Here is a 12,689-nt window from a genome sequence, read left to right on the forward strand (position 1 = left end):
TTCGGGATGGAGCTTCGCTGCAGGCCGGAGCTGCCCGTGCGACCGGCTGCTCAGTTTTCCGAGGCCCACCCGGTGACAGTTGTGGCTGCCGGACAGAAGCGGCATATTTGGATCAACCCGATGGCGACACCTTTGGGTGCGATGTTCGTGGGATTATTCATGGATTACTTGGCCTTTGAAGCGCGCCCGATCATGGCGCAGCGTCGGGTTTTCCCTCAATGAACAATCCCGGCTCCAGTTCATCGAAGCGGGTTCAAGACCGCACGGAGCGGCTCAACAAGAACTGCTTCTGCGTTACACTGGACCTTCCATCGCTGCGCGAGGCGCTGGAGCAGGAGGCAGGTGAGCCGGCGTTCTTCGAGACGTTCATCGGCCCCAAGACCCACCTGTTCTCGCACGTGCCGGTGTTCCTTTCGGCCACCACCGTCAATGAGATGCGCGCGATCGCAGTGGCTGTGGAGACCACCGCCCAACTCGAGGCATACAAGACCGCGGTCCTCTCCTGGGCGCCGGAAATCGCGTGGGGGGATCACGGCCCGCTCGGGGCATTGATGGGCTACGACTTTCATCTCGGCGAAGACGGCCCCCGGTTGATCGAAATCAACACCAACGCCGGCGGCGCGTTTCTCAATGCCTTTCTTGCACGAGCGCAGCGCGCGTGCTGCGCCGAAATGGATATCCCCCCGGCGCTGCCATCGTTCGAGGACGCGGCGTTTCGCATGTTCCAGAACGAATGGATTCGGCAGCGGGGAACGGGCACGCCACAACGCATCGCCATCATCGATGACAATCCGCCGGAACAGTACCTTTATCCCGAGTTCGTGCTCGCGCGGCAAGTTTTGGCGGCACGAGGGGTAGACGCGGTCATCGCCGACGCCGGTCACCTTAGCTACGACGATGGTCGGCTCAGCGTCGACGGAAAGACGATCGATCTCGTTTACAATCGGGTCACCGATTTCGCCTTTGATCAGCCCGAGCACAAGGCATTGCAGGAATCCTACCGTGATGGCGCGGTTGTCGTAACGCCGAATCCGCACAACCACGCGCTCCTTGCCGACAAGCGCAACCTTTCGCTTCTTTCGAATTCCACGACACTTGAGGCATGGGGAGTCGACCCGGGGATTCGGGCCGGGCTTGCTGCCGTTCCACGCACCGTTTTGGTCAATCCCGACAACGCTGATGCACTTTGGAAATCCCGCAAGGACCTGTTCTTCAAGCCGACAGGAGGACATGGTGGCAAGGCGGTATATCGTAGCGACAAGCTGACGAAAGGAGTCTGGGCGGAGATCGCGGGAGGCGGATACGTTGCCCAGACGCTGGTCCGCCCCAGCGAGCGCATGATCAAGATCGACGAGACACCCCAGAGGCGCAAAATGGACGTGCGACTGTATACCTATGATGGGCAGGTGCTTCTGGTGGCCGCGCGCCTTTATCAAGGCCAGACCACAAATTTCAGGACGCTAGGGGGTGGGTTCGCGCCGGTGTTCGTGATCTGAAGCGAGAGCTGTTGGGATCTTGTATAATGAAATCAATCCCTTAAGGTGGAGAAGGTTGGGCGTCAGACCCATCCCCTCCGCCAAACACCGCCGATTGCCCTCTATAGTGCGATAATGCCGCCGATCACCGCATTACATCGGATGAGATAGCAAACCGCCGTTTCTACGCCACAGCCCAATATATCTTGACCGCCCATGGCGGCTTGCGGCCCCGACTCCGTCGTGCATCTCATCCAGAATGAACGGCAGGTTGCGGGTGGGAACGGAGCCCTTCGAAACGACCTCTAGAGGGTCGAAAGCACTCATTCTAAACGTGGTGAAATTGCAGAATTAGAGAATGTCGCTCGACTTTGGCCGGTCCATGCGTTTTCCGTGACCGTCTAGAGCCTACGTCGATATGCGACAGCGATCTGACCTTTGAACTTCTCGCTTGTAATTGTGTACCACTATAACTTACCAAGTCACACGCGAGGAAGGATGACATGGCATCATACTCATTCTTATGGGTAAAACTATGCGGCGTTCTAACTTGTCAATTGACAATTTAATATGGCGGAGTATATATTTTGCCTAGAAAGAGGCACACGTCGAAGGAAATAGAAGGAGTCCTCCAGGAGCTCGAAAAGCTCGGGTGGAAGCTGATCGAGGGAAAAGGGCATTGTTGGGGTATCCTGCGTTGCCCTGCCAATGATCAGGATTGTCGCTGTGGCGAGTTTTGCCAGATGTCGGTCTGGTCGACACCCAAAAACCCTCAGCAACACGCTAAGAAGCTCCGCCAGAAAGCCCTTGCTTGCGTGCAACTAAAGAAAAATGACGAAGGAAATGTCGATGGCTGAGGAATTCGAATTCGAGTTAGTTTTCGCGCTCCCTGACGGGGAACACGATCCATTTGTGTTGTCCGACGCCATCTTCGAAGCTGGCTTCGGGGACGCCCTGGTGGGCACTGGTACGCCCGGCTTGCTCGGTGTCGAGTTAGAAGCGGAAGGCGATGACGCTGAGAACGTAATTCTTAATGCAGCACGGGCGCTGATCAAAGCGCTTCCCGAAGGCACGACCCTTCACGAGGTTCGACCTGACCTGGTAAGCCTGGCTGACGTCGCTGAGAAGCTTGAAGTGCAGCGGCAGGCGCTCCAGCAACGAAAAATGCCTCTTCCTGTCGCAGGCGGACTCTACCGGATCGATGAGATCGTTAAGGTTGTGACAGAAGCATCTAAGCCCCAGGAGGGCCGTCGGCGCCCACGCTTCAATATTGACGCAGCATCCAAGTGGTTTCGCGCTGGCGACGCGGCGCGGCGGGTGAATGCCCTCCTGACTATGAAAGAGATCGACCCTTTAACGATCGAGTTGAGGCCACGTCAGGAACGCTAGGGGAGCTCCACAGTCCACCGCCTACAACGGCCGGCTATAGGGTCGGCATTTATGCATTAGATATATTAAAGACATTGAGTTTTACACTCGGGCATCGGATTCGACTTAGCACGTTTATTCCCGCCCCATAATGTAGTTTGCTCCTGTAACTGACCCCAGACCCGCTTAAATCTCAATCCCACTTCAAACATTCCGAGCAGCAAAAGTACCCGTCTGATTAAATATTCTTTGCCGTCAAAACGGCAGAAATCCTCCAAGGAAACTGATCATATCGGTTATCCACGCGATGGCTGCATTGAACCAGCTTCTTAGGACAGTAGCTACGTACACGATCGCAACCAAACCAAGGACGAGCCAGAACAGAACCGCAAAGAATTTTGCAAAAGCATCGTCAGCCTTCGGATCGGGGGGTGAATTATAAATGTAATCGGGTCGCATGGTCATCTAACGCTCGTGTTCGTCGCGGTCCTTCTTTTCCTGTTGCTCTTGCTCTAGTTCCTGCAATCGTGCAACCTGTTGTTGCGGAGGATCTGTACGGGCAGTCTCTCCGTCCCGAACGACGGCCTTTGTTTCCATACTAGCCCGATTATCGAGTTGTTTGGAACCTTCAACTTTCTCGTCGGTCCGATCCCGTTCTTCAAGCAAGTTCGCTTCCCATGCCCGGCGATCGACCATTTGTTCGACGCGATGCTTCTGTCCGTCGATCTCCTGTATGACGGTTTTCATGACGCGTTCCGTACCAGTGGACCGCAAATGAATTTCATCGCCGATATCGGCGCCGGCGCGATGCAATGCATCTGGTAATCCGACACCCCAGACCGTGCGACTGCCGTTGGCAGTTTCAATAACAACGAACGGCGAAGGCTCGTTCTTCTCATCATCCTGATAGGCCTTCTCGCCTGTCTCGACGAGGATGCCCTGAACGCCCTCCTTATAGTCGATTGTCTTGGAGTGCGGCGCTCCGGAATTATCTGCATTCTGTTGCTCTCTATCGACCTTGATCGACCGATCCGAACCTGCAGATTGCTCCTGATCCCGGTGAGCCGCCTCCAGCGCCCTGCCCTCGATCGGAACAATTTCATTGCGCAAATAGGACTGCTCGCGACGCGCCAGATCTTGCCAATCCAGTTCCGTCGGCTGATAACCCTTCACCGAAATTCCGTGCGCCTGGCCCTCCAGCCAAGTTTCACGGCGGAACTCCTTGCTCCCCGTTATCTCGATGCTCGTCCAGCCTCGATGCGCTGCTGTTTCGACCATCAAGCGCACGCCCTGAACATCGAACGATTTAGCGCGCAGCTTCTCGCCGTTGTCCTGGAACACTTCGCGCTCACCCATTGAATCGGCAAAGACTCGCTGCGTCCCCCCGTGATCCTCACGAATATAATATCGGCTCGTGATTTCATTCGGGAATGAACGATCCATTTCGGTCTGATAAGATGCCGCCGCCGCTTTCTCCTCGTCATCCATGCTGGAACGAGGTTCGTTGGCATTATCAGCCGATGACCGACCCTGCTCGACGTCCGCAACAACATGCGCGGGCTTTGCAATTTCGGAATCGGGTTCCCGAGCAATCTGCATCGACGAGCTATCCTGCTCGCTTTCACGCGATGGGGTTTCGACGCTCAATCCACGCTGTTCCGTCAATTCCATATGCTCGCGCATTAGATTGACATGCTCGCGCGTATACTGCGCTACCTGATCCAGATCGGCTTTCTCCTCCGGTCCGAGATTGCGGCCAAGCCGGAACAAAGCTGTTTCAACTTCTTTCTCATATGCCTCAAAATCGCTTCTCGACATTTCGCGCACTTTGTCACCCTCCAGTATGATGTTTTGCAACTTTACCAAATTGGTGCGGTAATGTGACCCGAAATCTGCATGAAGGATGTTAGAAGTTTTCGCTTCAGATTGAAGCGAACTGGTTGATATAACTATATCTCTTTGTTGCATGGCGTACGCCGCAATCTGACGATCGCCGCTCGCCATTGCTACTTTCTCCCATCCCTGTGTTACCTTTACGGTATATTCACGGCTTCGGATGCTTCGAGCCATGCTACGCCGACCTGAGCGCTTTGCGTCATAGCGCGACTGAGCCGCCTCACTTGTTCCCTCATGTTCCGTTCGTCCATCGCGACTAACCGGCCGCACCTGATTGCGCGTGTAGGCTGGAGCACTTGCAAACTCGCGCCTGTCAGTCATTTCCATAGCGATACCGTGCTCGCGCGCCTTTTCAGCCATAAGTTCGCGCCACTGACGAAAAACCTGTGGCGAGGTTTCCACCCGATCACCGGCATACGAACGCATAGCGATAATGGCATGAGCATGTATATGCGGTCGCTTTCCGCCCTGCCCCATCTCCTTCGGGTCGCTGAACGGATCATGCATCGCAAATATGTAGCGATGCCCTTCGAACTGCGCGGCCAGAAAATCCCGAACAGCACTTTCAAAAGCCTGAACGTTGGTGCCAGCTTTGGCAGACATGATGACATGCATCACATCCCTGCCCTTGCGGCTGTGCAACTCCCGACGCCACTGCTTTTGCACCAGGTCGCCGGCGGAACGCGCATCTGAGACAACGCGCCCCTTATCATCACGAACGTCGCCCTTATGATCCTCTACCAGATTTCTCAACTTGGCAGCGCCATATCCCACGCCATTACCATACCCGGTAAAACGGAACCGCGCCCTCCCGAGCTCGGACGCTGCGCTTTCGTTGTAACGCCTCTGAATAATGTCCGCCGCCTTCGGGTCGCCGGTCAACCGTTCCCCTTCCATGCTGCGCAACACCACCACACCGTCAACTTTTAAAACGCCATGTGATGGTTGCGAAACGGCATAAGCAAAGCTGCGATTACCGAATGCGCTAGTCAAACTATCGCGCACGTGCTGGTGCAAAGCTTCTTCTGTTGCGAACCCGGCAGCTTCGATCGTCACCCGGAAAGTTCCAATATCCCTGCTCTCGGCCCGATTTTGAAACAATGGCTCCCAATGACCGCGCAACCGTGCCAGCTCCTCGCGACCCTTAAGGCGTTCACCGTTTTCCTTTTCGACGCAAATTTCCCCGCTGCGCGATACGTAATTGACCATCGCGCCGAACCGCGCACCGCCACCATACGACGCCATTTTGACTACAGCCGGTTGACTACCTGCTGCCACTGCGGCCAAACGTGTTTCCATCGGCCTCGCGATAGCAACCTGTTTGTTTGACGCACTGCCTGCGCTTGTCAGCGCTCTTGAGGATGGCCTGCGCATTTTAGGCACTGAACCACCACCTGCTGCAGCGGCGCCACCTGCGATCTGTAATTCACGCAATCTCCGGCGCATTTCTTCCTCGGCGCTGCTTGCAGCACTCGAACCAAGTGAAAGCTCATGCAGCATCGCCGCACGGCGCTGCTCCCATTCGCTCTCAAAGGCCCCGAGAAAGAATTCCATGGTCGCTATTCCTTGCTGCGGTGTCTGTATCCTGACCGCTTGGTGACGCGCCTCAATTCACTCAGAACCGCAACCTGCATCTTTTGTACGTCACCCACCACCATGCGGATTTCGCCATCTGAAACCAATTTGCCGCTATTCAGCGCTCGAGCAACCTGATTGAGATTGATGCCAATCATGCGCATATCCTCAAGCATGAGAGACAAAAGCGCCCTGTCTTCGTCATTGAAGATCGGCTTTGTCCCCGCCCCTTGCAGCAAAACGGCCTTGAAAAATGCACTCATCGTCATGTCAACGGCCTTCGCGGCGTCGTCGATCGCATCATATTCGTCCGCCGAAACACGGCTATGAATGGTTTGCGGCTTAGATTTTACAGCCCCCATGTCCTCTGAAATTGCTTCATTCATAGCCGTTGTTAGCTCCAGTTCAGCGCAGCAATCGACAATCGCGGACCTGTTTCGCGATTGCTTAGCAAAAATGTAGCACATTTTTCCGTATCCTGCCTAACCATTTACAAGGGGAGCCATCCAATATTCGTCTAACTTGGCCCCGCTCCGCTTACCTTACGCCGGGGCGCAGCCTCGGCGCTGCAAAGAAATTACACTCACCAAGGTTCACCACCAGAACGCTTTATTCGCCTTTGTGTACCCCTCTCGTACTCGTCAGCAAGGGACGCTTCGCTCTTCGCCCTTGCCGGACTGCGAGCGGGCGGCAAGGACGGCTTTTGCGCGGCTCCGGGGTTCACACTCGATTGGGAGAAACATGTTCCCAAACTCCAGTTATCGAGTGATGTGATTATTTGATGTGAACACATGTTGTGTCACATGCTACAAACTGAGTTGTCACATCATGTGAAACTACCTTATCTTCACATGCATTCTCGCGCCCTGTTGGCAGCATTGTCGGCGCTTCAGGCAATAATCGACACCAAGAAAACCAGCATATCCAGGTACAGGAGGGCCATCGTGACACTTCGAATATCTTCGGTAAGCGGCAAAGGTGGAGCCGGGAAGACGACCGCGGTCATTTTGACTGCAGGTGAACTCGCACTCAAAAATCGACGGGTATTGCTCATTGATGCCGATCCACGACAGAACTTAGCCGAGTGGTGGAAGCGGTGCGAAGCAAAGGACAACGTACCGGCATCGATCTCGCTCGCGACCGCACTTCGTCAGAATAATATAGAGAAATTAATGGCGTCACAGGAGGGCAACTATGACGCCATACTGATCGACGCGCCGGGCGTCGATAGTGTTGTGATGGATACGATAATCGACCATTCAGATATCGTCATCACACCCATTCAGCCCGCCCAAGACGAGATTAAAGCAGTTGGTGAGGCCGCGGAGGCGATTGCGACACGAACGGACGTTCTTGATCGTAGTATTCCTCAAGCAGTTCTGCGAACACGTATCACGATCGTCAATCGGCATCTGGAAGAATACCGGATCATTCGCCCTTTCGTCCAAAATCTGAGCGAACACGGCTATAATTCCGTGTTGCTCGATACAGAGTTGATCGAGCGCAACTGCTATCGCGAAATCCGCAGCGGTCTTGGCACGCTACAAATGCTCGAACCGAGTGAACCGGTTCTTAAGGCCAGAGCTGAGGTTAATGCGTTCGTCGAGGAGTTGGAGCAACTTAAAATGGCGCAGCAAAGGGAGACTATCAATGGCTAAGGGAAAAATCTCTCTTTCTGACTTCCCTGTCGCGGAACGTCGAAAACGTTCTGCAGATATGGATAAGCTCACTGCTTCTTCCCCGCCGATTTCGCACACGCACGACGAAGACGCTGCAAGAATTGGAAATGAATCGGCGCCAGCGACATCAAGACAGAAAAAGCAGTATACGCCTCTTGAGACAACACCGGAACAGCACCGGGCAAGTGCTATTGAAACTGCGAACCGTCGGGAAGACTCCCGTAATCGACTGCGTGAGCTTCGCAAGTCTCGTGAGCGTGAAAGCAAGCATTTCGTCAACGTTTCGCTTGATTATGAAACCAAGCGTCGACTTGAGAAAGCAGCACACGACAACGGTCTCAAGATGACCGTCATACTTCGAGACGCAATTGATCAGTATCTCAAAGATAACGGATACTGATCATGCTTGGTCGAAGTTTTCTCATCGGCATTGCGGTCGGAATTGCCGTTGGGATCTATATCGCTCCATCGCTGCGCACCAATCTGGATCTTCATACCGACGAACGGAAGGTCGCTAGTCTGGCAAAGCAAAGCTACGATGCCATTTGGCCTGATGACGAAACAGCCAGGACGGAGTTATTTCGATTGTCGAACTGGAATTACGCCGATTACGGCCGTTCTTCCAAAGTGTCGGTCCTGCGTTGTATTCCAATCAAAGAGCAGACTGTTGCATGCGAATTGTCTGCATCGCTAAGCTGGTTGAATGAGCCCAAAGCTATCGAAGCCGTCTTCGAGGGGGTGGCCAATGATTGGCGCCTTGTGGCGGTGAAATCCAGATAACCGATGTGACGACAATCGGCATTGGAATCCCAAACGCTAGCGCCGAATGCGCCCTCCTCCTTCATTTCAATATAAACGCGCGCTGAAAACAGGCGAACACGAACTCTGAAGTGCTGCTATTTCTGAAAAATATGGTAATGATCGCCGTTGTGGCACGGCAGGTAAAAGGGGTTCCAGCGTGAGTAGTGAGTCATTGGATTTCGCAAATGAGCATTCTTTGGAAAGGACCAATGATCCTGAGATCGATAAGCCAGTCTTTAGGCGTTCAGGTTTTAACGGAATAAGCACGTTTGAAGAAATAGATCAGCGACTTGCAAAATACCTGCGCGAAGCACGAGAACAAGCGGGCCTGAAACAAGCTGATTTTGCGCCCTTGATGGGGCTTTCAACACCAGTGTACGGTCGATATGAGCGCGCATTTTCAAAGCTCCATGTCACACGTATGATCCATATCTGCGAAGTGCTTGGCTTGATGCCAATTGACATGCTCTACGAGGCAGCACCTCATTTGTGGGGGAAAAGCGAGGAAGAAGCCAAGGATCGCGTGGAACTTGCGAAACTCGTGGCAAATCTCCCGCATAGCACGACGCGCGACTTGCTTTCGTTGGTTAAAAAAATGGCAGACTTACAAAGCCAGGTCGACGCCAAACCGCAAAGCACGGATCCTGTTAAATAGTCGAAGTTGACATGGCAATTGCGAACAGCCGACAATTGCTCGAATTGCGCAATCTGAATTGCAATCATGGATTGTCGGGTTCGGTATTGTACTTCCATACTTAATATGGTACTATTTATCACACCAAATTGGATACGGAATTTGTTATGCAACGTGTGGAAGCAAATATAGCAGTTAGTGTTTCGGACCTCAAAAAAAGTCCGTCCGCGGTAATGGACGAGGCTAAGGGCGAGGCTGTCGCCGTTCTTAATCACAATCGAATTATGGCTTATATGGTTCCCGCAGATGTCTACGAAGCCATGCTCGAGCAGCTGGACGATATTCGCCTGACTGAGATAATCCGGAAACGAGCCGACGAAAAAGGCATTTCGGTCGATTTCGATGCCTTATAAGCTTGAATTCCTGCCCTCAGCACTTAAAGAATGGAATAAACTTGGCTCAACAATCCGAGAGCAATTAAAGAAAAAATTGCGTGAACGTTTGGAAACGCCGCGGGTCGTTAGCGCCTCACTTCACGGTATGCCTGACCATTACAAGATAAAACTACGTCAATTAGGCTATCGGCTGGTTTATTCCGTCAACGACGACACCGTGACGGTGTTGGTCGTGGCAGTTGGAAAACGTGAGCGTGGCGATGTTTACAATACCGCTCGCACCAGAACACAGTAATATCTCATCCGTCAGACCCGATGCAGCGCAAAGAGACCTGCTGGACTGTCAATCGGCGTTTAAACGGAACCCCTTATCGGCGTCCAAAAAGTACCCCTCCTTTAGGTTGCAACGTTTAGCGTGCGCGGGCCCGGAACTTTCAATTTAGTGCAGGGTTTGCGCGCGCGGATCACTAGCGTTCTTCGGCTTTAGCTTTGAGAGCGGTTTTTGAAGCGCCACGATTCATTTCCCGTTTCAACGATCTCGCAATGATGGGTAAGCCGGTCGAGCAGAGCGGCGGTCATTTTTGCGTCGCCGAAGACAGTCGGCCATTCGCCGAACGTCAGGTTTGTGGTGACGATGATTGAAGTTCGCTCGTAGAGCCTGCTGATGAGGTGGAACAGCAACTGTTCGCCCGCTTGGGCGAACGGAAGATAGCCAAGCTCGTCCATAATGACGAAATCGAGCCTGGAGATAAAGTCGGCAAGACGCCCCTGCTTACCATTACGCGCTTCCGTTTCAAGACGATTGACGAGATCGACGACGTTGTAGAAGCGCCCGCGCGCGCCGTTGCGGATCAAGGCACGGGCAAGTGCGATGGACAAATGGGATTTTCCAGTGCCAGTTCCTCCAACGAGAACGACATTGTGCTGCTCGGCAAGGAAAGCTCCGCTCGCGAGCTGGCGCACCAGTCCTTCATTGACCGGCGTGTCGGTAAAGTCGAAGTCGTCGATGTCCTTGGCCAGCGGCAGCTTTGCGACGGTGATCTGGTATTTAATCGAGCGCGCCTGTTTCTCGGCGATCTCCGACTGCAACAGGTCGCCGACAATGCGCGGTGGTTCGTGCTGGCGTTTGATGCCAGAGGCCATGATCTCGTCATAGGCGCTGCGCATGCCGTAAAGCTTCAGCGTGCTCATCATGTCGAAGATTTGAGATCGTTCCATATCAGCTTGCCCTCCTGAGGCTGTCATAACGTGCGCAGTCTGCCACAGGCTCATGGGTCAGGCGCAGCGCATCGGGGATGGAAAGAATGGCGGCGGGCTGTGGATCACGCTTGCGAGCCAGAATGTTGATAATCACAGCGGCGGAGAATACGCCTTGATCAAGCGCCTCCTGCGTCCGTCCGTTTCCTTCTCGAAACGGGTGCACATAATTCAACTCTGCCAACACTTTACCGGCGATCTCGGCGAACCGTTCGACCGACGATCCGCGCAAAATTTCGGGATTCCGGATCGGTCTAAAGGCTTCATCCAAGCCCATCTCGATACGCGAGCCGTGTAGGAACGAGGTTCCGCCTTTCGACAGATTGCCAATTGGTTCCACTCTCTGGCCGTCGACAACGGGGCTTTCATTGCGCGTATGACCGGCCCATTCATAAATATCCTGGAAAATATGACCATGAATGGCCTTCAGATGTTGCGCGTCGAAAGCGCCTTTTGGTCCGTCACCTTCAGTAATTTCAGCCAATCGGAAAGCTGTCGCGCGATATTCTTCGACGCGCAGTTCCTTATGGGACTGGATTCCGAGTTTGTTGCGCAGCACGTCCCTGCGGTCGGGATCGTCTGATATATTCGGATAGGTATAGGAGCCTTTGGGTCCCGTTTCAGCCATGACGAAGATCAACAAAAAGCCGCCAGCCCAAGGCAGGCGGTCTCATGTCCCAAAATGTTGAAGGGGAATTACTGAGGTTTGCGAACAACGCGCGCTTTGTATTCGTCGCGCGAGATCTCGCCAGCGACATAGGCCTCGGTTGCCGCCTCCAACAATGGATCGTGGACATAACCCTGTCGCATATTTGCGGCGCGCGCCTGATCTGTAGCCTTTTTACGCTTGGCAACAGCTTCTGCTGATCGATCCGGACGGGGGGCATGAAAGTTCATCTTCAAAACTCCTGTTGTTGTCTACACTAGCATCAAAAGCGGTGAAAATCCAGAAAACAAAGGGATTTTACGGCACTACTGTGAATTGCGCCCGGCATTTGACCGGGCGCTGTTGGGCTATCAATTGCGCGGTTCCCATTCGAGAACGGCCTGAAGGCTTGGGTCGTCCTGTCCGCCGAAGCGGCCCAGATTGGCGTTGTAGTTCAGGCGACGGATCGAGAGATTGCGCTTAAAACCTTCGCCATCGGCCTTTGCCTTTTTCCAGATGCCGCCAACCTCGATATTAAAGCCACGCGGTGACTTGGCGAAAACGCGATGCGTAGGAGCGTCCGGGTTTTCCGAGTTGAAGGGCACGACCTCGATGTCGATATCGTCGGTCAGGGTCGAGATGCGGCCTTTGCCGGATGCAGTGTCGAGGTCTTCGCTGTCGAACTGGATGAAATTGGTGATTTCGTTGGCCATGGTATTCACTCCTCTATGTGGTTGCGATGATCGTTCACTGGCACGGCGGTAAGCGGTGTTGCACCCTTGGTCCGGAGCGCAGCGGAGGAAGCCGAGGCCGAAAAATTTGTCGCGCGAGGAGCCGCAGGCGGGGAAATTTTTCAGGCTTCCGGCTTTGCGGCAACCGCGTCGACGTGCGAACGAGCGTCAAAAGCAACCGGATTAGAGGTGTATTCTATGCGCCAATATGGCAACCCATCTCGTCGGCATA

15 protein-coding genes and 2 pseudogenes are annotated in these 12,689 nt (G+C 53.8%); 9 read left to right on the plus strand and 8 right to left on the minus strand.

The window, feature by feature from the left end; genetic code table 11:
- Positions 1-36 precede the first annotated feature (36 nt).
- The 3 genes from CEV32_RS04800 (at position 37) to CEV32_RS04815 (ending at position 2,864) form a co-directional block, all read left to right on the plus strand.
- Complete coding sequence (locus CEV32_RS04800) at positions 37-222, plus strand: hypothetical protein (RefSeq protein WP_128095077.1); 186 nt, start codon at positions 37-39, stop codon at positions 220-222.
- Entirely contained in the window at positions 219-1,496 is a 1,278-nt protein-coding gene (locus tag CEV32_RS04805) for an ATP-grasp domain-containing protein (protein ID WP_094574674.1), read from the plus strand. The genes CEV32_RS04800 and CEV32_RS04805 overlap by 4 nt, the downstream gene beginning before the upstream one ends.
- A gap of 828 nt (positions 1,497-2,324) precedes the next feature.
- A complete protein-coding gene (locus CEV32_RS04815) occupies positions 2,325-2,864 on the plus strand; it encodes a hypothetical protein (protein WP_024899907.1) in 540 nt (179 codons plus the stop codon).
- 234 nt (positions 2,865-3,098) lie between these two features.
- Here CEV32_RS04815 and CEV32_RS04820 read toward each other — a convergent pair whose 3' ends face one another.
- The 3 genes from CEV32_RS04820 to CEV32_RS04830 are packed head-to-tail and all read right to left on the minus strand — an operon-like array spanning position 3,099 to position 6,700.
- Positions 3,099-3,308, minus strand: coding sequence for a hypothetical protein (locus CEV32_RS04820; protein ID WP_094574676.1), 210 nt, complete (start codon positions 3,306-3,308; stop codon positions 3,099-3,101).
- The gene (locus CEV32_RS04825; RefSeq protein WP_094574678.1) at positions 3,309-6,293 is read right to left on the minus strand and encodes an LPD7 domain-containing protein; all 2,985 of its coding nucleotides are present in this window, start codon (positions 6,291-6,293) and stop codon (positions 3,309-3,311) included.
- A 5-nt stretch (positions 6,294-6,298) separates the two neighbouring features.
- Positions 6,299-6,700 (minus strand): plasmid mobilization protein, encoded by a 402-nt coding sequence (locus CEV32_RS04830; RefSeq protein WP_328587910.1) that lies wholly within the window; start codon positions 6,698-6,700, stop codon positions 6,299-6,301.
- A 558-nt stretch (positions 6,701-7,258) separates the two neighbouring features.
- Here CEV32_RS04830 and CEV32_RS04835 point away from each other — a divergent pair.
- The 6 genes from CEV32_RS04835 (at position 7,259) to CEV32_RS04860 (ending at position 10,118) form a co-directional block, all read left to right on the plus strand.
- Positions 7,259-7,972 (plus strand): ParA family protein, encoded by a 714-nt coding sequence (locus tag CEV32_RS04835; RefSeq protein WP_094574847.1) that lies wholly within the window; start codon positions 7,259-7,261, stop codon positions 7,970-7,972.
- The gene (locus tag CEV32_RS23875) at positions 7,965-8,393 is read left to right on the plus strand and encodes a ribbon-helix-helix protein, CopG family (RefSeq protein ID WP_235818719.1); all 429 of its coding nucleotides are present in this window, start codon (positions 7,965-7,967) and stop codon (positions 8,391-8,393) included. Before CEV32_RS04835 ends, CEV32_RS23875 begins: the two co-directional genes overlap by 8 nt.
- 2 nt (positions 8,394-8,395) lie before the next feature.
- Positions 8,396-8,773, plus strand: a complete 378-nt coding sequence (locus CEV32_RS04845; RefSeq protein ID WP_094574682.1) for a hypothetical protein — start codon at positions 8,396-8,398, stop codon at positions 8,771-8,773.
- A 178-nt stretch (positions 8,774-8,951) separates the two neighbouring features.
- Positions 8,952-9,449, plus strand: a complete 498-nt coding sequence (locus CEV32_RS04850; RefSeq protein WP_167382737.1) for a helix-turn-helix domain-containing protein — start codon at positions 8,952-8,954, stop codon at positions 9,447-9,449.
- Positions 9,450-9,595: 146 nt separating this feature from the next.
- Positions 9,596-9,841 (plus strand): type II toxin-antitoxin system Phd/YefM family antitoxin, encoded by a 246-nt coding sequence (locus tag CEV32_RS04855; protein WP_094574687.1) that lies wholly within the window; start codon positions 9,596-9,598, stop codon positions 9,839-9,841.
- Positions 9,831-10,118 (plus strand): type II toxin-antitoxin system RelE family toxin, encoded by a 288-nt coding sequence (locus tag CEV32_RS04860; RefSeq protein ID WP_162699577.1) that lies wholly within the window; start codon positions 9,831-9,833, stop codon positions 10,116-10,118. Before CEV32_RS04855 ends, CEV32_RS04860 begins: the two co-directional genes overlap by 11 nt.
- Positions 10,119-10,306: 188 nt before the next feature.
- Here the strand turns inward: CEV32_RS04860 and istB are convergent, their stop codons facing one another.
- The 5 genes and pseudogenes from istB to CEV32_RS04880 form a co-directional block, all read right to left on the minus strand.
- Positions 10,307-11,041 (minus strand): IS21-like element helper ATPase IstB, encoded by a 735-nt coding sequence (istB, locus tag CEV32_RS04865; RefSeq protein WP_094574691.1) that lies wholly within the window; start codon positions 11,039-11,041, stop codon positions 10,307-10,309.
- A pseudogene (locus CEV32_RS23880) lies at positions 10,974-11,210 on the minus strand (IS21 family transposase); the annotation flags it as partial. The pseudogene CEV32_RS23880 and the gene istB, both read right to left, overlap by 68 nt.
- Positions 11,205-11,708 (minus strand): annotated as a pseudogene (locus CEV32_RS04870) (Fic/DOC family protein); the annotation flags it as partial. The pseudogenes CEV32_RS04870 and CEV32_RS23880, both read right to left, overlap by 6 nt.
- A gap of 68 nt (positions 11,709-11,776) precedes the next feature.
- Positions 11,777-11,977: an antitoxin VbhA family protein gene (locus CEV32_RS04875; RefSeq protein ID WP_094574693.1), complete on the minus strand. Its 201-nt coding sequence runs from the start codon at positions 11,975-11,977 to the stop codon at positions 11,777-11,779.
- A gap of 120 nt (positions 11,978-12,097) precedes the next feature.
- Positions 12,098-12,439, minus strand: a complete 342-nt coding sequence (locus CEV32_RS04880) for a DUF736 family protein (protein WP_094574695.1) — start codon at positions 12,437-12,439, stop codon at positions 12,098-12,100.
- Positions 12,440-12,689: the final 250 nt, after the last annotated feature.

It is taken from the genome of Brucella rhizosphaerae (assembly GCF_002252475.1).
Taxonomy (GTDB): Bacteria; Pseudomonadota; Alphaproteobacteria; order Rhizobiales; family Rhizobiaceae; genus Brucella; species Brucella rhizosphaerae.

Excerpts from the sequence above, each read along its gene's own strand:
- CEV32_RS04825 (WP_094574678.1), bottom strand. The coding sequence starts at position 6,293 with ATGGAATTCTTTCTCGGGGCCTTTGAGAGCGAATGGGAGCAGCGCCGT.
- CEV32_RS04880 (WP_094574695.1), bottom strand. The coding sequence starts at position 12,439 with ATGGCCAACGAAATCACCAATTTCATCCAGTTCGACAGCGAAGACCTC.
- CEV32_RS23875 (WP_235818719.1), top strand. The coding sequence starts at position 7,965 with ATGGCTAAGGGAAAAATCTCTCTTTCTGACTTCCCTGTCGCGGAACGT.
- CEV32_RS04845 (WP_094574682.1), top strand. The coding sequence starts at position 8,396 with ATGCTTGGTCGAAGTTTTCTCATCGGCATTGCGGTCGGAATTGCCGTT.
- CEV32_RS04875 (WP_094574693.1), bottom strand. The coding sequence starts at position 11,977 with ATGAACTTTCATGCCCCCCGTCCGGATCGATCAGCAGAAGCTGTTGCC.
- CEV32_RS04855 (WP_094574687.1), top strand. The coding sequence starts at position 9,596 with ATGCAACGTGTGGAAGCAAATATAGCAGTTAGTGTTTCGGACCTCAAA.
- istB (WP_094574691.1), bottom strand. The coding sequence starts at position 11,041 with ATGGAACGATCTCAAATCTTCGACATGATGAGCACGCTGAAGCTTTAC.
- CEV32_RS04830 (WP_328587910.1), bottom strand. The coding sequence starts at position 6,700 with ATGAATGAAGCAATTTCAGAGGACATGGGGGCTGTAAAATCTAAGCCG.
- CEV32_RS04860 (WP_162699577.1), top strand. The coding sequence starts at position 9,831 with ATGCCTTATAAGCTTGAATTCCTGCCCTCAGCACTTAAAGAATGGAAT.
- CEV32_RS04805 (WP_094574674.1), top strand. The coding sequence starts at position 219 with ATGAACAATCCCGGCTCCAGTTCATCGAAGCGGGTTCAAGACCGCACG.
- CEV32_RS04820 (WP_094574676.1), bottom strand. The coding sequence starts at position 3,308 with ATGACCATGCGACCCGATTACATTTATAATTCACCCCCCGATCCGAAG.
- CEV32_RS04815 (WP_024899907.1), top strand. The coding sequence starts at position 2,325 with ATGGCTGAGGAATTCGAATTCGAGTTAGTTTTCGCGCTCCCTGACGGG.